18 protein-coding genes are annotated in these 17,869 nt (G+C 69.9%); 2 read left to right on the forward strand and 16 right to left on the reverse strand.

All coding sequences use genetic code 11. The annotated features are described in order from the left end of the window. Positions 1 to 33 precede the first annotated feature (33 nt). From OG504_RS20690 to OG504_RS20705, 4 genes are all read right to left on the reverse strand, one after another. Positions 34 to 750, reverse strand: coding sequence for a lytic transglycosylase domain-containing protein (locus OG504_RS20690; protein WP_405991162.1), 717 nt, complete (start codon positions 748 to 750; stop codon positions 34 to 36). Positions 751 to 1,131: 381 nt separating this feature from the next. After that, positions 1,132 to 2,457 carry a PhoH family protein gene (locus tag OG504_RS20695; protein WP_043684613.1) on the reverse strand — a complete coding sequence of 442 codons (1,326 nt, stop codon included), beginning with the start codon at positions 2,455 to 2,457 and terminating at the stop codon, positions 1,132 to 1,134. A 382-nt stretch (positions 2,458 to 2,839) separates the two neighbouring features. Next, positions 2,840 to 3,613 carry an isoprenyl transferase gene (locus OG504_RS20700; RefSeq protein ID WP_405991163.1) on the reverse strand — a complete coding sequence of 258 codons (774 nt, stop codon included), beginning with the start codon at positions 3,611 to 3,613 and terminating at the stop codon, positions 2,840 to 2,842. Positions 3,614 to 4,399: 786 nt separating this feature from the next. Beyond that, on the reverse strand, positions 4,400 to 5,206 hold the full coding sequence (locus tag OG504_RS20705) for a class I SAM-dependent methyltransferase (protein ID WP_405991164.1): 807 nt from the start codon (positions 5,204 to 5,206) through the stop codon (positions 4,400 to 4,402). Between the two features lie 50 nt (positions 5,207 to 5,256). Between OG504_RS20705 and OG504_RS20710 the strand changes: the two genes are divergently transcribed. Then, positions 5,257 to 5,769: a DinB family protein gene (locus tag OG504_RS20710; protein WP_405991165.1), complete on the forward strand. Its 513-nt coding sequence runs from the start codon at positions 5,257 to 5,259 to the stop codon at positions 5,767 to 5,769. Between the two features lie 27 nt (positions 5,770 to 5,796). Here the strand turns inward: OG504_RS20710 and OG504_RS20715 are convergent, their stop codons facing one another. From OG504_RS20715 to OG504_RS20725, 3 genes are read right to left on the reverse strand one after another with little or no spacing between them, the layout of a single operon-like run. Next, a complete protein-coding gene (locus OG504_RS20715; protein ID WP_405991166.1) occupies positions 5,797 to 6,669 on the reverse strand; it encodes an LLM class flavin-dependent oxidoreductase in 873 nt (290 codons plus the stop codon). Positions 6,670 to 6,709: 40 nt separating this feature from the next. After that, on the reverse strand, positions 6,710 to 7,297 hold the full coding sequence (locus tag OG504_RS20720) for a dihydrofolate reductase family protein (RefSeq protein WP_405991167.1): 588 nt from the start codon (positions 7,295 to 7,297) through the stop codon (positions 6,710 to 6,712). A 55-nt stretch (positions 7,298 to 7,352) separates the two neighbouring features. Continuing rightward, positions 7,353 to 8,105: a prepilin peptidase gene (locus tag OG504_RS20725; RefSeq protein ID WP_405991168.1), complete on the reverse strand. Its 753-nt coding sequence runs from the start codon at positions 8,103 to 8,105 to the stop codon at positions 7,353 to 7,355. A gap of 132 nt (positions 8,106 to 8,237) precedes the next feature. Here OG504_RS20725 and OG504_RS20730 point away from each other — a divergent pair, with 132 nt between their 5' ends. Next, positions 8,238 to 8,603, forward strand: coding sequence for a DUF192 domain-containing protein (locus tag OG504_RS20730; protein WP_405991169.1), 366 nt, complete (start codon positions 8,238 to 8,240; stop codon positions 8,601 to 8,603). On the opposite strand, the gene OG504_RS20735 is transcribed toward OG504_RS20730, so the two are convergent. The 9 genes from OG504_RS20735 to OG504_RS20775 form a co-directional block, all read right to left on the reverse strand. Then, positions 8,548 to 9,066: a hypothetical protein gene (locus OG504_RS20735; RefSeq protein ID WP_405991170.1), complete on the reverse strand. Its 519-nt coding sequence runs from the start codon at positions 9,064 to 9,066 to the stop codon at positions 8,548 to 8,550. The genes OG504_RS20730 and OG504_RS20735 overlap by 56 nt on opposite strands. Before the next feature lie 34 nt (positions 9,067 to 9,100). Then, positions 9,101 to 10,366, reverse strand: coding sequence for a hypothetical protein (locus OG504_RS20740; protein WP_405991171.1), 1,266 nt, complete (start codon positions 10,364 to 10,366; stop codon positions 9,101 to 9,103). 46 nt (positions 10,367 to 10,412) lie between these two features. Next, complete coding sequence (locus tag OG504_RS20745) at positions 10,413 to 12,971, reverse strand: hypothetical protein (protein WP_405991172.1); 2,559 nt, start codon at positions 12,969 to 12,971, stop codon at positions 10,413 to 10,415. A gap of 131 nt (positions 12,972 to 13,102) precedes the next feature. Further along, positions 13,103 to 13,690 carry an OmpA family protein gene (locus tag OG504_RS20750; protein ID WP_405996384.1) on the reverse strand — a complete coding sequence of 196 codons (588 nt, stop codon included), beginning with the start codon at positions 13,688 to 13,690 and terminating at the stop codon, positions 13,103 to 13,105. Between the two features lie 55 nt (positions 13,691 to 13,745). After that, on the reverse strand, positions 13,746 to 14,327 hold the full coding sequence (locus OG504_RS20755; RefSeq protein ID WP_405991173.1) for a hypothetical protein: 582 nt from the start codon (positions 14,325 to 14,327) through the stop codon (positions 13,746 to 13,748). A gap of 34 nt (positions 14,328 to 14,361) precedes the next feature. After that, the gene (locus OG504_RS20760; RefSeq protein WP_405991174.1) at positions 14,362 to 14,967 is read right to left on the reverse strand and encodes a pilus assembly protein TadG-related protein; all 606 of its coding nucleotides are present in this window, start codon (positions 14,965 to 14,967) and stop codon (positions 14,362 to 14,364) included. Then, entirely contained in the window at positions 14,967 to 15,203 is a 237-nt protein-coding gene (locus OG504_RS20765; protein WP_328679542.1) for a hypothetical protein, read from the reverse strand. Before OG504_RS20765 ends, OG504_RS20760 begins: the two co-directional genes overlap by 1 nt. Positions 15,204 to 15,363: 160 nt before the next feature. Then, entirely contained in the window at positions 15,364 to 16,239 is an 876-nt protein-coding gene (locus tag OG504_RS20770; protein WP_405991175.1) for a response regulator, read from the reverse strand. A gap of 60 nt (positions 16,240 to 16,299) precedes the next feature. Continuing rightward, complete coding sequence (locus tag OG504_RS20775) at positions 16,300 to 17,853, reverse strand: sensor histidine kinase (protein WP_405991176.1); 1,554 nt, start codon at positions 17,851 to 17,853, stop codon at positions 16,300 to 16,302. Positions 17,854 to 17,869: the final 16 nt, after the last annotated feature.

A 17,869-nucleotide genomic window follows, 5' to 3' on the forward strand; every position in this document is an offset into this window, starting at 1 on the left:
GGACCGGAATGCAGGTCCGGTCCAGTGCCGGTTCTAGTACCAGCTGTTCGCCTGCCAGAACGACCAGGCCTCGCACGGGCTGCCGTAGCGGCTGTCCATGTAGTTGAGGCCCCACTTGATCTGGGTGGCCGGGTTCGTCTGCCAGTCCGAACCGACCGAGGACATCTTGGAACCGGGCAGGGCCTGGAAGAGGCCGTAGGCGCCGGAAGAGGCGTTGACCGCGCGGTAGTTCCAGCTGGACTCGTGGTCCACGATGTTGCTGAAGCACTGGTACTGGCCGCTGGGCACCATGGAGGCTGCCATCGACTGGATCTGCGCGACCGTGTAGGAGCTCTGCACGGGGAAGCTCGACGAGGAGCTGCTTGCCTTGGAGGCGGCGGCCTTGGCCGCTGCCTTCTCCTTGGCCGCCTTCTCCGCCTTCTCCGCGGCCGCCTTCTTGGCGACGGCGGTCTTGGCGGCGGCCAGGCGGGCCGACTCCTCCGCGTCCTTCTTGGCGCTGGCGTCGGCCTGGATCGCCTGGGCGTCGGCCTGCTGCGTCAAGGAGGCGGTCTGCACCTGGGCCTGCTGGCCCGTGGGGATGTCCGCCAGGAGCGTGGTGTCGGCTGCCGTCGTCTCGGCGTCATTGTTCTGCGCCTGTGCGACGCTGCCCGAGGCAACGCCTACGACGCTTCCGACGGCGGTGACCGCGGTGGCCGAAGCCACTGCGAATCCCCGGACCGAAATCCGGCTCACACGGTGTCCTTCCAGCATCGTCCGCTTCGGTGACCCTGGCGGACGCAATCGTGCCCCTGAACGCTGGCCTCCCAACTGCGGGGTCACGGGAGGCACGGGCCCGGTGGGCGACTCCCGCTCGGGGAGCGCCGCGTGGAGAGCGGGCGGCATACGACTTCGCTGTGGAGTTGGCTGTGATGCTCAAGTGGTGCGTACCGCTGGGGGTACACGTGTGTCGTATGCGGGGCCTGACAGAAATGAGACTCTGCCGTAACCGGACGCCGGGTGGCAATTCTGAGTTGCGTGTGAAAGCTCACATCCCGTTTGCCCCACGGGATTTGGAGAAACAGCAGGACGCCGAAGCGCCGCCCCGCTAAGCTCATCGGCTTTACGGAGCGGCGCCAACTGGCCTGTACTACCTCAGATTTGGCCGTCCTCCAGCATTTCGGTCACAAGCGCCGCGATCTGGGACCTCTCGGACCTCGTGAGGGTCACATGCGCGAAGAGCGGATGACCCTTCAGCTTCTCCACCACGGCGACGACACCGTCGTAGCGGCCGACCCTGAGGTTGTCCCGCTGGGCCACGTCGTGGGTGAGGACCACCCGCGAGTTGGCGCCGATGCGGGACAGGACGGTCAGCAGGACGTTCCGCTCCAGGGACTGCGCCTCGTCCACGATCACGAACGCGTCGTGCAGCGAGCGGCCGCGGATGTGGGTGAGCGGCAGGACCTCGAGCATCCCGCGGGCGGTGACCTCCTCGATGACCTCGCGGCTGGTGACCGCGGACAGCGTGTCGAAGACCGCCTGGGCCCAGGGGCCCATCTTGTCGGCCTCGGAGCCGGGCAGATAGCCCAACTCCTGTCCGCCCACCGCGTACAGCGGCCGGAAGACCATCACCTTCTTGTGCTGGCCCCGCTCCAGGACCGCCTCCAGGCCCGCGCAGAGCGCGAGCGCGGACTTGCCGGTGCCGGCCCGGCCTCCCATGGACAGGATCCCGATGTCCGGGTCGAGCAGCAGATCCAGCGCGATGCGCTGTTCCGCGCTGCGGCCCTTGATGCCGAACGCCTCCCGGTCGCCGCGCACGAGGCGGACGTTGCCGTCGGCCGTGACCCGGCCGAGCGCCTTGCCGCGCTCGGACTGGATCGTAAGACCGGTGTGGACGGGGAAGTCGGCTGCTTCCGGGACGTAGACGTGGCCCTCCTCGAAGAGGATGTCCACTTGTTCGCCCGGCAGGGTCAGTTCGGACATTCCGGTCCAGCCGGAGGAGCCCGTGATGGCGAGTTCCGCGCGGTACTCCTCGGCGAGGAGTCCGACGGAGGATGCCTTGATCCTGAGCGGAAGGTCCTTCGACACGACGGTGACGTCGTACCCCTCGGCCTGCAGGTTGCGGGCGACCGCGAGGATGCGGGAGTCGTTGTCCCCCAGGCGGTACCCACTGGGCAGCACGCTGGGGTCCGAGTGGTTGAGCTCGACCCTGACGGTGCCGCCGAGTTCCCCGATCGGGATGGGGGCGTCGAGGCGACCGTGCCGGACGCGGAACTCGTCCAGCAGGCGCAGGGCCTGCCGGGCGAAGTACCCGAGTTCGGGATGGTGCCGCTTCGCCTCCAGCTCTGTGACCACGACGATCGGCAGCACGACTTCGTGCTCCTCGAAGCGGTTCAGTGCGTTCGGGTCGGCCAGCAGAACGCTGGTGTCGATGACATAAGTGCGCCGGTCAGGCAGACGGCGCTTTGTGCTGGTCACCACGGAAGGACGTACCCCCTCGGAAGAGGTCGGGGAGCGACGGAGAGGAGCTGGACCGGTCCAGGCCGCGATGCGCGGACCGGAGACCGGCCCTCCGTCTCGCCCGTACTGACCGCACGGTCGAACTGGTGCAAAGGGCCTCCCGGGCGGACGGCCCCGTGCCGTCCGCTGAGATACGACACCCGTGGTTCGGGCGTCGACCTGCTTGGCTTATGCCCTCGAACATGCGCCGCCATGCCACGGCATATGACGGCGCCCTGGTGAACTCCTTGTTACTTACGTCCCAAGGGGGGTGGTCCCGGTGACTCCAGGCGTTCTGTCCGTCATCCGCCGTAGCGGCCCGATCGTGCCCCGCCACGGCCCGTCACGCGCCGTAGCGGCCTCTTCATCCGCCGAAGCGCCGGTGTCGCGCCGCGTAGTCACGCATCGCGCGCAGGAAGTCGACCTTGCGGAAGGCCGGCCAGAAGACCTCACAGAAGTAGTACTCGGCGTGGGCCGTCTGCCAGAGCATGAATCCGGACAGCCGCTGTTCGCCGCTCGTCCGGATCACCAGATCGGGGTCGGGCTGGGCACCCGTATAGAGGTGCTTGCCGATGAGGTCGACGTCCACGTGCTCGGCGAGCTCCTCCATGGAGGTGCCCTTGTCTGCGGCGTCCAGGATCATCGAGCGGACCGCGTCGGCGATCTCCTGACGGCCGCCGTAGCCGATGGCGCAGTTGACGAGTATCCCGTCGACGTGCGCGGTGGACTCCTCCGCCTCCTTGAGGACGGACTGCATCCCGGTCGGCAGCAGGTCGAGGGTGCCGACGTGGTGCACCCGCCAGCGGCCGTCCGCGGCGAGCGAAGCGACGACGTTCTCGATGATGCCGAGCAGCGGGCCGAGTTCCTCCTGGGGGCGGTCGAAGTTGTCCGTCGACAGCAGCCAGAGCGTCACGACCTCGACGTCCGTCTCGCTGCACCAGCCGAGGAACTCCTCGATCTTCTCGGCGCCGGCCCGGTGTCCCATGACGGTGGTCGAGCCCGCCGCCTTCGCCCAGCGCCGGTTGCCGTCCATGATGACGCCGATGTGCTTGGGCACCTGCTCGTGGTCGAGATGGCCTTCCACCCTGCGTGCGTAGAACCTGACCAGCAGGCGGCGCAGGGTGTCGCGCAGGTTCACGTGTTGTCAGCCCCTCCGTGGATGGCAGTCCCCGGCTTGGCAGCCTACCCCCGCCGGGACCCCGATTCCCCAAGGGGTGTCTGGGCTCATCCCGGTTCGGCACGAAGGTCGGACCCGACCGATGTGCGGACGGTCGCCGCACGGCACAAAAAATCGGGCCGGTCCGTGGGGGGGGGATACGGACCGGCCCGAGGGGGGGTTTCCACCATAACCCTTCGTAAGTGATGCTGCGTGCATCGGCGTGCCACAACTACTCTCCGAAACCGTCCGACGACGCGTCAGGGGGTATGGAACCCCCGATTCCGGCCCTGATCATGGCTGATTCACAGCGGATTCCAAGGAGAACGTGGAGGTTTTCCGCCGACCCTCGGCGTGTCGCTCTCAAGGGTGACGCCGTCAGCGAACGTCCACTTGACGGGGCAGGGCACCGCGCAGCCCCCTCCACCGCGCGGTGCCGACCGCGCGGCTTTGCTCACGCGAATTACCTTGGTCTGAACTTACGTGAGGTGGCGGGCGGGATGCGAGTCGATCCCGATAACGATGTGGAAAACCCGTGTACGTATGGGGGACGTGAGGTGACGTGGCCCCGGCCGGGCGTGGCGGCGCCCGCCTCCCGGCCACGCCGAGCGAGACCGGCAGGTGATGAGGGGTGCCGAGGAGAGGCGGCGCGGGCGGGGCACTCGTACGTCGACCACCGCGGGACCACTTCACGACCACCGCAGGACTACGGCCACTCGGGCGCGCGGGATTTCGCCAAATGGCGTGCGGCGCCCGGAGGTTGGGCACTCACGCGTGCGGCTTGCGGATGTCGAAGAGGTGGCGGGTGCTGTGCGCCACGAACGGGCCCTCTGCCTCGATCCGTTCGTGCAGGGCGCGGAGTCGGGGCTCGTAGGCCTCGACCGTGAAGTCGGGGACCATCCAGATCACCTTGCGGAGGAAGTGGACGACGGCCGCGATGTCGTGGAACTCCATGCGCAGCCGCTCGGCGCGGAGTTCGACGATCTCCAGCCCCGCCGCCTCGGCGCCGGCCCGTTCGCGTTCGGGGTCGCGGGCGCCGCTCACGGCCTCCGGCTGGGGGCCGACGAAGTGCTCGACGAGTTCGAACGCGCTGCGGGGGCCCACGTGTTGGGCGAAATACGTGCCGCCGGGGCGCAGGACGCGGGCGATCTCCGGCCAGTGGGCGCGGACCGGGTGGCGGCTCAGGACGAGGTCGAAGGCGCCGTCGGCGAAGGGCAGCGGGTCGTCCTCGGGCGCGGCGACCACCACGACACCGCGCGAGCGGAGCAGTTCGGTGGCCTTGGCCACGTTCGGCGGCCAGCCCTCGGTGGCGGCGACGAGCATCGGGGGCTGCGCGGCGGCCCGGCTCAGCGCGAAGTCGAAGACCTCCCCTCCCCCGGTCTGGACGTCCAGGGCGGTGGTCGCGCGCGAGAGCCGGTCCCCGGCGGACCGCGCGTACCCCCACGAGGGACGCGCCTCGGTGGCCCGGCCCTCGAACCAGGAGAAGTCCCAGCCCTCGGTGGGAACGGCGGCACCTTCCGCGACGAGGTCCTCGAAGCTGCCCGTACCGCCCGTACCGCTCCCGCTGTTGTCCATGGGGCGATGGTCGCAGGGCGTTGTCAGTGGGCGCTGCTAATTTTCGAAGCATGGCCGACGACGGAGATACGGGTGCGCTGTTCCACCGCGACGAGAAGGCGACGCTGCACGCGAGCCTGGACCAGGTCCGGGACGCGGTGCTGTGGAAGCTGGACGGCCTGGACGAGGAGCAGGCCAGACGCCCGATGACCCCCTCGGGCACGAGCCTGCTCGGGCTGGTGAAGCATCTGGCGTCGGTGGAGTACGGCTGGTTCGTGGAGAGCTTCGGCCACGAGCGGGAACCGCTGTGGTTCGACCCGTACACGGACGAGGACCTGAGCGCGGGCCCGGACGAGACGACGGAACGGATCGTCGCCTTCTACGGCCGCGCCCGCGCCGCCGCCGACCGCGTGATCACGGAGCTGCCGCTGGACGCGGCCGGCCGGCCGCCGTGGCGGGAGCACTCCGTGTCGCTGCGCTGGGTGCTGGTCCACATGCTTGAGGAGACGGCGAGACACGCGGGACACATGGACATCGTGCGGGAGTTGATCGACGGGGCGGCCGGGGATCACCGGCCGTCGTAGCCCCTCGTGGGCGACGGGTCGCGGTCGTCAGGGGACCAGCGCCCTGACCTCCTCAGCCGCGAAGCGTACGAAGCCCTCCGGGTCGGGTTCGTCACCGGTGGGCTGGAGGACGACCGTGTCGGCGCCGGCTTCCGCGAGACGCTGCACGGCCTTCGCGACGGTGCCCGCGTCACCGGCGACACCGAGGTCGGGGACCGACTCCACGCCCTCGTCGGCGAGTTCGGCGCGCAGACGGGAGGCGGCGTCGGGACCGGTGGCGGTGAGGAGATAGACGACGACCTTGTGCGGCTCGGTGCGGCCGGCCGACTCCCGCCCCTCGTCGATGAGTCGACGGGCCCGGCGGACGCCGTCCGGTGGGGTGCTCGCGGTGAGGATCGTGCCGTCGGCCGCCGCACCGGAGAGGCGGAGGGTGCGCGGTCCTGTGGCACCGGCGAGGATCTCGACGGGACCGGCCGGCGGCCAGTCGAGGGCGACGTCGTCGAGCTTGACGTACCGCCCGTCGGTCGTGAGGCGCTCCCCGCGCACCAGGGCGCGCAGCGCGTCGAGATGCTCGCGCAGCAGGGTCACCGGGGACTCGACGCGGGCACCGACCTGTCCCATCCAGTCCTGCACGCCGTGCCCGACGCCGACGATCGCGCGGCCCGGGAAGAGCCGGTCCAGCGTGGCGACCTCCATCGCGGTGATGGCGACGTTCCGCAACGGCACCGGCAACAGGCCGACGCCGACGCGCAGTTGCTCGCTCCACGCGAGCGCGGCAGCGGCGGCCGAGATCCCGCCCTCCCGGAAACAGTCCTCCCACAGCCAGAGCTCCTCGAGCCCCGAGGCGTCGGCGAGTCGCACCACCGCCCGCAGTCGCTCGGGAGGCAGTTGGGGACGGAATACAGCGCCGAGGTCGGTCATGGTTTCTTCCTACCTGGGGAGAGTGCCGTGGACAACAGCTTTACGAGGGGCTGGAGTTGAGGTCGGCGCGCTCGTAGCGCAGGAGGACGACCCCGTTGCCGAAGGTGCGGGACTCGGTGAGACGGAGCGGGGTGCGGGTGTCGGAGACGGGGAACATCGGTGTGCCGCGGCCGAGGAGGATCGGGTTGACGTACACCTTGATCTCGTCGACGAGGCCGAGGCGGAGGAAGGTCGCGGCGAGGTCGGCGCCGCCGAGGCCCAGGTCGCCGCCGGGCTGTTCCTTGAGGGCCAGCACCTCCTCGGGGACGACCTCGGGCACGACGGTCGTGTTCCAGTCGGCGGGGCCGCTGGGCAGGGTCCGCGAGTACACGATCTTCGGCATGTCCCGCCAGATGCGGGCGAACTCGGCGATGACGGCGGGGGCTTCGGGATCCGCGTCGGCGGTGGGCCAGTAGTCCACCATCAGTTCGTGGGTGACACGGCCGTCGACGAAGGCCCCCATGTGTTTGAGGGTGTCGTTCATGTGCTGGTGGAGTTCCTCGTCGACCCTGTGCCAGTCGATGTCGTGGCCGGGGCCCTCCATGTAGCCGTCGAGGGACACGGACATCATCAGGCTGATCTTCCGCATGGGTGCACCGCCTCGTTCGTGGCCGGCCCCGCTCGGCGCCGGGTCCACCACCGTCTCACGCGACCGCGAACGCCCCCAGCACCAACCCGGTGAACGCCCCCCCGAGCATGAACGGCCCCAACGGGATCGCCGTCTTACGGCCGGCCCGGCGCAGGGCGACCATGCCGAGGCCGTAGACCGCGCCGTACAGCACCCCCGCGAAGGCGCCCGTGACGAGCACCGGCCAGCCGTACCAGCCGAGGGCGGTGCCGAGGCCGAGGGCGAGTTTCACATCGCCGAAGCCCATGCCGGAGGGGTTGATCAGGTACAGGACCTCATAGGTGGCCCCGAGGGCGAGACCGCCGTAGAGGGCGGTGGGCCAGGAACCGGCGTCGGCGGGGAGCGCGGCCGCGATGCCGAGGAGGGCGAGGGTGGCCGCGGCGAGCGGGAGGGTGAGGACGTCGGGGAGGCGGTGGACCCGGAGGTCGACCAGCGCGAGCAGGACGGCGACGGGGGCGGTGAGCAGCCAGACGACGAGTTCGGGGCGGGGGCCGGTGGCGGCGGCGAGGGCCGCGCAGACGAGGGCGGTCGCGGTGGATACGGCGGGGGTGCGGGGGCCGTAGGGGCCGCAGTGCGCGCTGGTGGTGTCGGTGGTGCAGCGGGCCCGGCCCAGCCAGCCGTCGAACGGGCCCGTGATCGGGTGGCCGTCGGGGCACTGTCCCTTCCAGGGTTCCTCGGGGTCCACGGAGAGGCGGTGGGCGGCGCGGGGCAGCAGGAGGCCCGACCACGCGCCCCACAGGGCACCCACGACGATCAGAATCAGGCGCACGCGGGGACGATATCGAGTGGGCGGCGGTCGGGGCATGGGTCCGTGGGCCCATGTGGGGCCTACTCCCGTGTGGATACGGTCGGTTGACTCGGTTCACACCGGTTCCGAAGTGGCACAGGAAGGTGACCTGGCATGGGACGACGCTGGAGTGACGGGCGCGGGAAGCTGATCGTGCACGGGGCCGCGGGGGCGGTCACCGTCCCGCTGGAGCTGGCGACCTCGTACCGGGCGCGTACGAAGGGGCTGCTCGGCCGGGACGCGATCGACGGGGCGATGCTGCTCTCGCCGGCGAGCAGCGTGCACACGTTCCGGATGCGCTTCCCGATCGATGTGGCTTACCTGGACCGGCACTTGAAGGTCATCGCCGTCCACACGATGAGGCCGGGGCGGCTGGGACTGCCGCGGTTCCGGTCCCGGCATGTGCTGGAGGCGGGGGCGGGGGTCATGGCGGGGTGGGGGGTGGAGGCGGGGGGTCTCGTGTCGGTGGAGACGGAGTAGGGGGAAGGGGCAGGTCCGGCACCTGTTCCGCCACCCCGTACACCCGATACGGGTAGAGGGCCGCGTCCGCGCCGTACCCCGTCTCGATCGGCTCGATGCTGCACCTGACCACGCGTCCGTCGGGGACCGCCGCCCAGTACGCGCTCGGCGGGTAGGACTCCGCGGGATGGAGGACCGAGCTCGCCACCCTGGCCGCGACACCGCGGGCGAGGTCCGCCTCCGTGAGGTCGCCGGCGGCGGATTCGGTGACGCCGATGTCGAGGGAGAGCGCCAGGTCGCCCGGCGGAAGCGGGCAGTAGGTGCAGAGCACCGGGGCCTCCCAGTCACGGCCTTCCTGGTCCTCGTCCTGGTGCGCCACGTCGACCGCGTCGTCGGGCAGGTCCAGCAAGTCGGCCAGGGCGTGCCGGAGTTGGGCGGGGCTCCGGTCCGCCACGACGAAGAGGTTCGCGAGCAGCAACGTCATCCGCGCCGCCCGGGCCGAGGAACAGCCGGCGGGGTCACGACGGCAGTCTTCCCTCAACCGCCAGCCGGGTGAGGGCCTCCCGGCTGCGGGATACGGTGTCGTGCCAGTTCAGCATCGCGACGGCCCGGTCGGGGACGAACCCGAACCGGGCGTACCGCTCGGCGAGTTCCATCGCCCACGGGGTGACGAGGGTGTCGTCGTCGACGTACATGCCGAGCCAGGTGAAGACCTCGCCGGCGATCCAGCCGCTGATCCAGGTCACCCAGCGGCGGGTGAAGCGCGCGGCCTCCTCGCTGTCCGGGTCCCTGGGTACGCCGGGGATGTTGAGCAGCGCGCACTCGCGGGTCGCGTCGGCCATCCGCTCCTCGGTGACCAGGCGGGCGTACGGCATCAACTCCCGCATGATCTGACGGACTTCGAGCCAGGCGGGCGGTTCCTCGTCCTCGTCGCCGTGCCAGGAGGGGGCGGGGACCGGTTCGGACACGGGCTCGGACGGAGCGCAGGCCTCCAGGATCGCCCTCGCCCGGGAGATGTTCTCCTCGCTCTCGGGCAGTTCCACCGGCCATTGGAAACCGGCGCCCCAGCTGTAGGGGAGTTCCCGTACGGCGGGGGGAAGCAGGGGGTGCTCTCCCCGCGCCGGTCGCTGCGCACGGGCTTCGTAGCCGGGGCGGCGCAGCCACACCAGGGCGTCCCGCGCCTGTGAGCGGCTGTCCTCAGCTCTGTCGTTCCGTACGAGGCGCAGCAGGGCCTGCTCGCCGTGGGGTGTGCCGAGGGCATGCAGCAGGTTCACCGCGTCGCGGGAGGCGAGCCCGTTCTCGACGCAGCGCTCGGCTGCCGCCGCGACACCTGCTTCGTCGTACGGCTCCTGCTGGAGCCAGCGCAGCACGTCATGGGCCCAGCCCGCGAGCGCCTGGTCGGTCAACACCCCGACGATCAGGTCCAGTTGATCGTCCAGCCACCAGGCAGGCACCGGCGGTCGCGCTGTGTCCGCCCACTCCCGCAGTACCTCGGCGACGCCCTCGCGGGTGAACCGGTCGGCCGTCGGCATGACGTGGGCCAGCCGGTACCCGGCCTCGTGACGGATCCGGTCGAAGAGTTCCCAGGACTCGTCGCTCCAGACGCGCGGCACCGGTGACTCCGGCGGGCCCGAGAGCGCGGCCGCGAGTGCATCGAGGGCGGCTCGCTCGGTCGTCTCCGTATGCGGCAGTTCCTCCAGTGCCGACGCCCGTTCCGAGGTCAGGTCGTTCCACGGTGAGGGGAGCCGCCGCATGTCCGCGGGCAGCAGGTGATGCACGGTCACTGTCCGGCCGCTCCGTTCCTCTGATCGTCCGCTCGTCCGCTCCACGTCAGGAAACACCGAGATACTGCATGGCGGTCTTCGGGTCCTTCATCTTGCCCGAGTCCCGTGCCGCCTGCCGCTCGGCCGGAGTCTTCTTGCTCCATGCGTCGTTCATCGCCTTGAGCTGCTGCGACGAGATGTCCTGGCCGGCGACGCGGAGGTCGAGGCCGTTCTCGGCGAGAGTCTGCGCGGGAGTGCCGTTCGGGACCTTTCCGGTCTTCTTGTCCTTCTGGAAACCGTCGAACACCTTGTCCCAGCCGTCCTGCGTCTCGATCTCGTAGCGGGCCTTGCGGCCGGGGGCGGCCTTCTGCCACTTGGCCAGGTTCCCGGCCTGGGCGGGCATGGAGGCCTGCGTCGCCGCTTGCCCCGTGTTCTTGACCTCCACGACGTGGATGTTGCCGTCCTTGCCCTTGTACACAATGTCGGCGTCGTCTATGGCACTTACATCAGCGGTGGTTCCGTCTCCCAGATCCACCGTCTTGCGGCCCGTCTTCCCGACCCCGGCGTAGACCTTGGTGCCCTCGGCGGCTTCGTCCACCGCTCGCCCCGCCGCCCTGACCTCGGCCATGGCCTCGGCCAGTTGATAGCGGTTTCCCGCTCTGAGCACAGGGCCGCCCAGCGAACCGCGGCTCTGACTGTCGATGCCGCTGTTCTTCAGCGTGTCCGCGAGGTCCTTGAGGGACTGGGTCAACTCGGTCTTCCCGATCTCCCCCTTGCTCAGGTCCGGCTTGTCCTTGGCCTTGGCCACGAGGTCGTCGATCTTCTTCTCGTCCAGCTGGAACCGCTCGTTCCTGGGCGTCTTCTGCTTGTCCCTGGCATCCGCGATGACCTTCTTCACCTCGTCCGCGGCATGCTGCAGATCGGCGGCGCGGGCGGCCGCGTCGGCGTCGTCCGCCTGCTTGCGGGCGTCCTCCGCCTCCTTCTTGGCGTCCTCGTCGCAACCGTCCTCGGCGAGGACGACGTACGGGGAGCCGCCGGCGGCCAGCACCGTGGAGCCCGTGCCGGGAGCACCGGTGAGGGTGCCGGGCGTATCGGGGCCATTGCCGTCGTACGGGATACGGCGGCTGGGCGCGCCGATCGTGCAGCCGGTCTTCTCGGCCTTCTTCTCCGCTTCCTCGGCGGCGTCGTCGGCTTCCTTGGCGGCCTTGTCGGCGGCCTCGACGTCACCGGCCTTGGCCGCCTTCTTCGCGTCCTCCGCGGCCTTGGCCGCCTTCTCCGCGAGTTCGCCGAGCTTCCCCAGCTTGCCGATCTTGCCGAGGTCGCCGAGCTTCTCGACGACCTTGGCGCCGTCGTAGCCCGGGATGAAGAGGGAACCGACGTTCCAGAGGACGTGGCTGACGGCGCGGGTCTTGTCGCCGTTGTTCCAGTCCTTGGCCACGTCGTCGCCGATGAACACGTCGTAGAGGACCGTGCCGCCGGTCTTCACGGACGCGCCGGCCCAGTCCCACAGGGCGCCGCCGTAGTCGCCGTCGGACCACTTCTTGCCGGCGTCCTTGGAGTTCTCCGACCAGTCGTGGCCGAGCTGTTTGCCGTAGTCGCCGATGCCTTTCAGGGTGTCCCACGGGTGCCGGACCATGTCGTATATGCCGGTGAGGTCGCCCCAGACGCCGTCGACGAAGAGGCCTTGGCCTACTTGCTTGACCTGGTTGCCGGCGCAGCCGAAGAAGGCGCCGATGCCGGAGAAGCAGCCGTCGTCGTCTTTGTTGTCGTCCTTCTTGTCGTCGGCGGGGGCGGGGGCGGGCTTCTGGTCGTCGGTGGTGCCGGTGGTGGTGCTCGTGTCGGTGGAGCCGTTGCCGGTGCCGCCGTTGGTTCCGCCGTTCGTGGTCCCGCCGCTTGTGGTCCCGCCGTTTGTGGTTCCGCCGTTTGTGGTTCCGCCGTTGCCGTCGGCGTTGTTGTCACCGGCGGTTGTGTCCGTGTCGCTGCCCGTCGAAGCGGGGCAGGCCAGGCCGGTGACCTTGCAGACCTCCGACTGGATGCCGCCGAAGATCTGCGTGCCGAGGCCGCTGACCAGCAGCGCGGTGATGATCGCGGCGACGATGGCGATGAACCCGGCGTACTCGACCGCCGTCTGCCCCTCGTCCCGGCGCCAACGGATCAGCCGGGACAGGGAGAACGGCCGGCGCTCCGCGCGGTCCAGTTCGGCCAGCCCGTACCACTGACGGCTTTCGGGGCGGGACAGGAAGAAGAGGATCAGGATCGGGAGGAGCAGCTGCAGTCCCCCGCGGGCGGACCCGGAGACGAGGTTGACGACCCCGCCGAGGACCAACCAGCCCTGTACGGCGACGAGTCCGCGCCGGACGCGGTCCCCGCCCTCCCAGCTCCGCCGGGCGAGCCACCAGCCGAGGACACCGGGTGCGGCGGCGTACGCGACGAGGGCGATCACCTGTCCGTCGAGGGCGTCGTACGCCCCGGCGGTCATCAGCAGCCCGAACCCGCCGACGAGAGTGACGGCGAAGAGTACGTGCACCAACACCAGCGCGGTGGCGAGCGGCACGGGCATGTCCCGACGCCCGCTCAACTCACCTTGCCCGCCCGGCACTTCCGGCACTCCTCCGATCGAGGCCATGGTGTCTCCCCCGTCCCCCGACGTCGCTCCCAGCGCGACAAGACCTTGCAGAGGTTCCAGAGGTTAGGGACGGGGCGGGTGCCCGAGATGGGCCCGTGGGCCCAAATCGGTGCCCAAGTGCCGGATGGGCCTCAGCTCTCCGTGCGCGGGAAGGTCACCTCGACCCTGCGGTTCTTCTTGCGGCCGGCCTCCGTGGAGTTGTCGGCGATCGGGTACTGCTCGCCGTAGCCGCGGACCTCGAAGGTGATGTTCGGGTTGTTCAGGTCCGAGTCCAGGACCGCCTGCACGGCGTCGGCGCGCTGCTTGGACAGGATGTCGCCGTGCGCGGACGAGCCGAGGTTGTCGGTGAAGCCGAAGACGCGGACCGTCGACGCGTTCTGCTTCTTGATCTCCTCGGCGATCGCGTCGATACGGGACTTCGCCTCGGCGCTCAGCTTGGAACTGTCCTTGCTGAAGAGGACCTCGGCCTGGAGGGCGAAGGTCACGTCCGAGTTGGTGTCCTCACGGCGCTCCTCACCGCCCTGGTCCTCCACGACCGACTTGATGTCCAGGACCTTGGGGGCGGCGAGCGTCGCGCCCTCGGGGAGCTTCAGGTCCGGGTCGTTCGGGTCGACCTGCACCGGGGCGGAGGCCGAGGCCTCGGTGCCCGGGGGGACGCTCGGGCTCGGGGTGTCGTCGGCGTGCGCGGCCACCGCGCCGACGATGTTCGCGGCGACCATGATCGTGGCGGCGGTCACGACCAGGGCGAGACGGGGAGTGGTGGTCACGGCCGCCTCATCCGGAGATCTTGATCGTGGCGACGGCGAACGTCGGCAGCTCGAAGGAGACCTCGGTCGTGGTCGTCGGCGGTGCCGGGAACTGCATGAAGACGGACAGCTCGTCGCCCGACTTGATCGTCGTGAAGCCGGTCGTCGTCAGCGGGCGGCCGTCCGTGTCGCGCAGTACGTAGTAGCGCTTCTTGCCCTTCGAGTCCACGAGCGTGGCGCCGCCGAGCGACGGACCGTTCCTGATGACCTCGGTCTCGTTGCCGCTCAACGCGGCCGGGACCACGACGCTTTTGTCCGCGTCGTTCCTCAGGCTGCCGTTCACCGTGACGAAGCCGCCGGAGTCCCGTGTGGCCGAAGTGATGTCCAGGATCAGGCCGTTCGAGCCCTTCACCTCGGCCAAGGGCGCGTCCGACTGGCCCTCCTGAGCGCTCGGATCGGATCCACTGCTCTTGGAGGCCGACGCCGGGGTGTCCGGCTTCTTGTTGTCGTCGCCACCACTACCGCAGCCGGCCACGCCGAGGGCCAGACCGGCCGCGACAGCCATGGCGACCATCCCCCTGCGGGCCGTCGAAGTGAACCGAATGCTCATGACTCTGCTTCCCTCATCACTCGTCGTTCGCTTGTCAGTCGGCCAGGTGGACGTCGAAGAGGTCCTCGGGTCCCGGTAGATCCAGATCGGTGACATGGAGCGGGTCCAGATCCCAGTCCTTGCCGTCCTTGCAGGTGAGCTTCGGCAGCACGTTGTCCCCGGCGTCCTCGCCGGGGAGTTGGAACGTGCAGAGCGGCTCGATCTCGGCGGTGGCGTGAGCTGTCGAGTACTTGTCCTCCGTGCCGGGGACGATCGAATCTCCGACCGGCTTGTCGGTCTTGACCGCGACCGTGAAGCTCAGGGGGCCTGTCTGTGTGCAGCTGTCCACACCGGCGTCGTTCTGCCCCGCGAGTTCGTCGGCACGCCCGCACGAGGGGGTGAGCCCCTCCGCGATGCCGTCGAAGATGTCCTGCCACTTGGTCGGGTCGAGTACGTCCAGCTTCCACACGCCTGCAAGTTGGTCCCGGGTGTCCTGGGCCGCCGCGAGCGCCGCCGCGTCGGCGGCCGTCTGGGCGCCACTCCGGTTCACCGCGGCCTGGCCGACCGCGACGTAGGCGAACGCGAGGAAGAGCAGACCCGCCACCACCGTGATGTAGATGGGGAAGGCCTGCCCTGCGTCGCTGTACCTACGCGGCCGCATCAGCCGCCGGTCACCTCGGAGATCTTGTTGTTGATCGCGTCGAGGATCGACTGCCCGATGGACGTACCCGTGATCGCCAGCACGATCGCCACCACCACCGCGATGATGCCCAGGTACTCCACCGCGGTCTGCCCCTTGTCGCCGGCACGGCGCTGAAGGGCCTCGACGGTCGTGTTCTTCCAGCCGTTCACGCGCGCCTTGGTCGCAACGGCGGTCTTCAGCATCAGGTCGCTCATGGTGTTCCCCTCCGAGTGACGCGTTACCGGCTTCCTCGTCGCCGGTGCCGCTTTCGACATGAGAACGGTATGCCCGAACTACGGGTACGCCAGAGGGCCCCTGGGCCCAAAATCGGGCCCAAATGGAGTTCAGTCGGGTCCCCCGTCGCGACATCACGGCTCACCCCAGCCCTCGGGCCGAACCCGGCGCCGTACCAAGCCACTTGGCCGCGGCCTCGGAACGACTCGTGCTGTGGAGCTTGGCGAAGATGCGGTTGATGTGGTTCTTGACGGTCTTCTCGGAGATGAAGCAGGTGGCGGCGATCTGCTGGTTGGTCATGCCGGACGCGATGTGGTCCATGATCTCCGCCTCCCTCGCGCTCAGTTGGAACCGTGACCTGTCCGAGGATGACTGTCTCACAGATGGTTGCAATTGCGAAAGGCCATGTGGCGAATTCGGCTGGAGATGGGGCACCGAAGGCATTATTCCATTTGCAGCAGCACCTAGTTGAGAGTCGTATGAGCCCAGCCCCTCGGGCAGGGAGGGGCCTGTCCGCTCCTGTCGCAGCTGCGCCAGCAACGCCCCCGCCGCCGATGGCGTGAAATGGGCCCTGCCCTGCCTGATGTCCCTTACGGCGGCGACCAGTTCGTCCGCCGTGAACTCGCCGTGGACCAGATAACCGCCCGCCCCGCGCCGCAGCGCCTCCTGGACGATCTCCGACTCCCTGCTGTACGTGAGCATCACGACCGGCGCGATCCGCACCAGGTACGGCAGCGCCGAGAGGCCGTCCACGCCCGGCATCCGGACGTCCAGCAGGACCACGTCGGGGCGGTGGAAGTGGGCCGCCTCGTACGCCTCCCGGCCGTCCGCCGCCTCCGCTACGACCGTGATGTCCGCGCGGCCCGACAACAGGGCCGTCAGGCCCGCCCGGACCACCGGGTTGTCGTCGGCCACGACGACCCGGAGAGCTGAAGTCGGGGCCGGTTGCGGGAAGTTGGCGAACGGGTTCGGCGGCGGCTGGGGAGCGCCGGGGTGGGGCGTCGTCTGGTCCGGCATGGCTGCCTCCTCTCGGGTCTCTCAAGTCGTCTGTACGGGTGGGGGGATGGGTTTACGTCGTCAGGTCGTCAGGGCTCCCAATGGGAGTTCCAGGCGGACCTCCGTGCCCGTGTCGTGGCCGCCTCGGCCGATGCGGATGCGGGCTCCGACCGACGCGGCCCGTTCGACCATGCCGACCAGGCCGAAGTGGCCTGCCCTGCGCAGCTGTTCAAGGGTCGTGCCCGCGGGGAGGCCGCGGCCGTCGTCGTAGACGCTGATGCGCAGGAGGCTGTCGTGGACCCCGGCCTCCACGTCGACCTTGGTGGGGGTCGCGTGGCGGTGGGCGTTCTCCATCGCCTCCGTCGCGATGGTGAGGAGTTGGCGTGCCACGGCGGGCGGGACCGGCGGTACGCCGTGGTCGCCGGTCGGGCGGTAGGTCGTGGGCAGGCCGGTCCTGGCGCTGAAGTCCCTTGTGCGGGCGGCCAGTTCCACGAGTACGTCCGTGCCCTCCTCCGGGTTGGACTCCCGCCGCAGGTCCGCCAGGAGTTCGCGGGATTCCGCGGCCGCCCTGCGGGCCGAGCGGGCCACCAGCTCCGCCTGCTGCCGGATCAGGGTCGGGTTCATGTGGTCCGCGCCCGCCGAGCCCGCCAGGCCGTCCGCCGCGAGGGCGACACCGTGCAGGGTCTTCGCCACCGAGTCGTGCAACTCCCTTGCCAAGCGCGCTCGTTCGGCTCCTACCGCCTCCGTTACGGCGAGACGCGCCTGGACCGTCGTCAACGCGGTCGTCGCTTCGCCGAAGCGGAGCATCAGGTTGCGCAGGGTCACTCCCATCGCGCCGGCGATCACGCACAGGCCGGGGAGCAGGAAGGCCTGCGCCACGGCCCTGTGGGCGTCCGCCGCGGCGGTCTGCGCGAGCACCAGGATCACCGCCTGGAGGCCGGCGAAGCAGCCGGCGCCCCGCCAGCCGTAGACGATGCCGGCGAGGAGGGGGGTGCAGACGCTGACGTAGGCGAGCGTGCTGGTTGGCCCTGCCGAGATCAGGAGCAGGGAGCCGAAGAGGGTGTCCACGGCCAGGAGGGAGGGGTGGCGTAGGAGTAGGGGGCCGAAGCGTTCCCAGTCGCGGAACAGGACGTAGGACGCCATGAACGTGACTACTACGGCTGCGCCCACGAGGCGAGTGGCTACGCCGGGGTTGGCGTTCACGAGGGCGGAGGGAGCTGCCAGGGCGATCATCGCCAGGCGGAAGCCGAAGACCTGCCTGCACATTGCTTGGAGTGCGCTGATCTGGATGGGGAGGGCGACTTCCCGGCCTTCGGCCGGGATTTGACTCCCACCCGCACCACCCGTTTCGCCTTCGTCGTCAGGTGCGGGTGGCCCCTGTGGGGCGCCCTCACCGTCGGCGGCCAGCCGTTCCACCCCCGGCTGTGCCGGTGGCCTCGGTACCCCCGGAAGCCAGCCCCCCGCCGGTACCCAGCCCTCGGGCAGCGCCGGGGTGACCGACGTGACCGGTATGTCCGTCGCCCCCGACCGCACGTGGTCCGGCAGCACCGTCCCGGCCGGCGGTGTCGTGATCTCCGGTGGCTTGGGGCGGCGTCGCAGCAGTCCCGTACGGTCACGTTCGTCCGTCGTCGCCATCGTTCAAGTCGCCCCC

Origin of the sequence: Streptomyces sp. NBC_00986 (assembly GCF_045162565.1) — a bacterium.
In the GTDB taxonomy this organism is placed as follows: Bacteria; Actinomycetota; Actinomycetes; order Streptomycetales; family Streptomycetaceae; genus Streptomyces.

Bases quoted from the DNA above. Each gene is read 5' to 3' on its own strand.
- OG504_RS20715 (WP_405991166.1), bottom strand. From the start codon at position 6,669: ATGACCGACCTCGGCGCTGTATTCCGTCCCCAACTGCCTCCCGAGCGA.
- OG504_RS20720 (WP_405991167.1), bottom strand. From the start codon at position 7,297: ATGCGGAAGATCAGCCTGATGATGTCCGTGTCCCTCGACGGCTACATG.
- OG504_RS20735 (WP_405991170.1), bottom strand. From the start codon at position 9,066: ATGACGTTGCTGCTCGCGAACCTCTTCGTCGTGGCGGACCGGAGCCCC.
- OG504_RS20760 (WP_405991174.1), bottom strand. From the start codon at position 14,967: ATGCGGCCGCGTAGGTACAGCGACGCAGGGCAGGCCTTCCCCATCTAC.
- OG504_RS20755 (WP_405991173.1), bottom strand. From the start codon at position 14,327: ATGAGCATTCGGTTCACTTCGACGGCCCGCAGGGGGATGGTCGCCATG.
- OG504_RS20775 (WP_405991176.1), bottom strand. From the start codon at position 17,853: ATGGCGACGACGGACGAACGTGACCGTACGGGACTGCTGCGACGCCGC.
- OG504_RS20710 (WP_405991165.1), top strand. From the start codon at position 5,257: ATGGCCGACGACGGAGATACGGGTGCGCTGTTCCACCGCGACGAGAAG.
- OG504_RS20770 (WP_405991175.1), bottom strand. From the start codon at position 16,239: ATGCCGGACCAGACGACGCCCCACCCCGGCGCTCCCCAGCCGCCGCCG.
- OG504_RS20705 (WP_405991164.1), bottom strand. From the start codon at position 5,206: ATGGACAACAGCGGGAGCGGTACGGGCGGTACGGGCAGCTTCGAGGAC.
- OG504_RS20730 (WP_405991169.1), top strand. From the start codon at position 8,238: ATGGGACGACGCTGGAGTGACGGGCGCGGGAAGCTGATCGTGCACGGG.
- OG504_RS20765 (WP_328679542.1), bottom strand. From the start codon at position 15,203: ATGAGCGACCTGATGCTGAAGACCGCCGTTGCGACCAAGGCGCGCGTG.
- OG504_RS20750 (WP_405996384.1), bottom strand. From the start codon at position 13,690: ATGGTCGCCGCGAACATCGTCGGCGCGGTGGCCGCGCACGCCGACGAC.
- OG504_RS20690 (WP_405991162.1), bottom strand. From the start codon at position 750: ATGCTGGAAGGACACCGTGTGAGCCGGATTTCGGTCCGGGGATTCGCA.
- OG504_RS20745 (WP_405991172.1), bottom strand. From the start codon at position 12,971: ATGGCCTCGATCGGAGGAGTGCCGGAAGTGCCGGGCGGGCAAGGTGAG.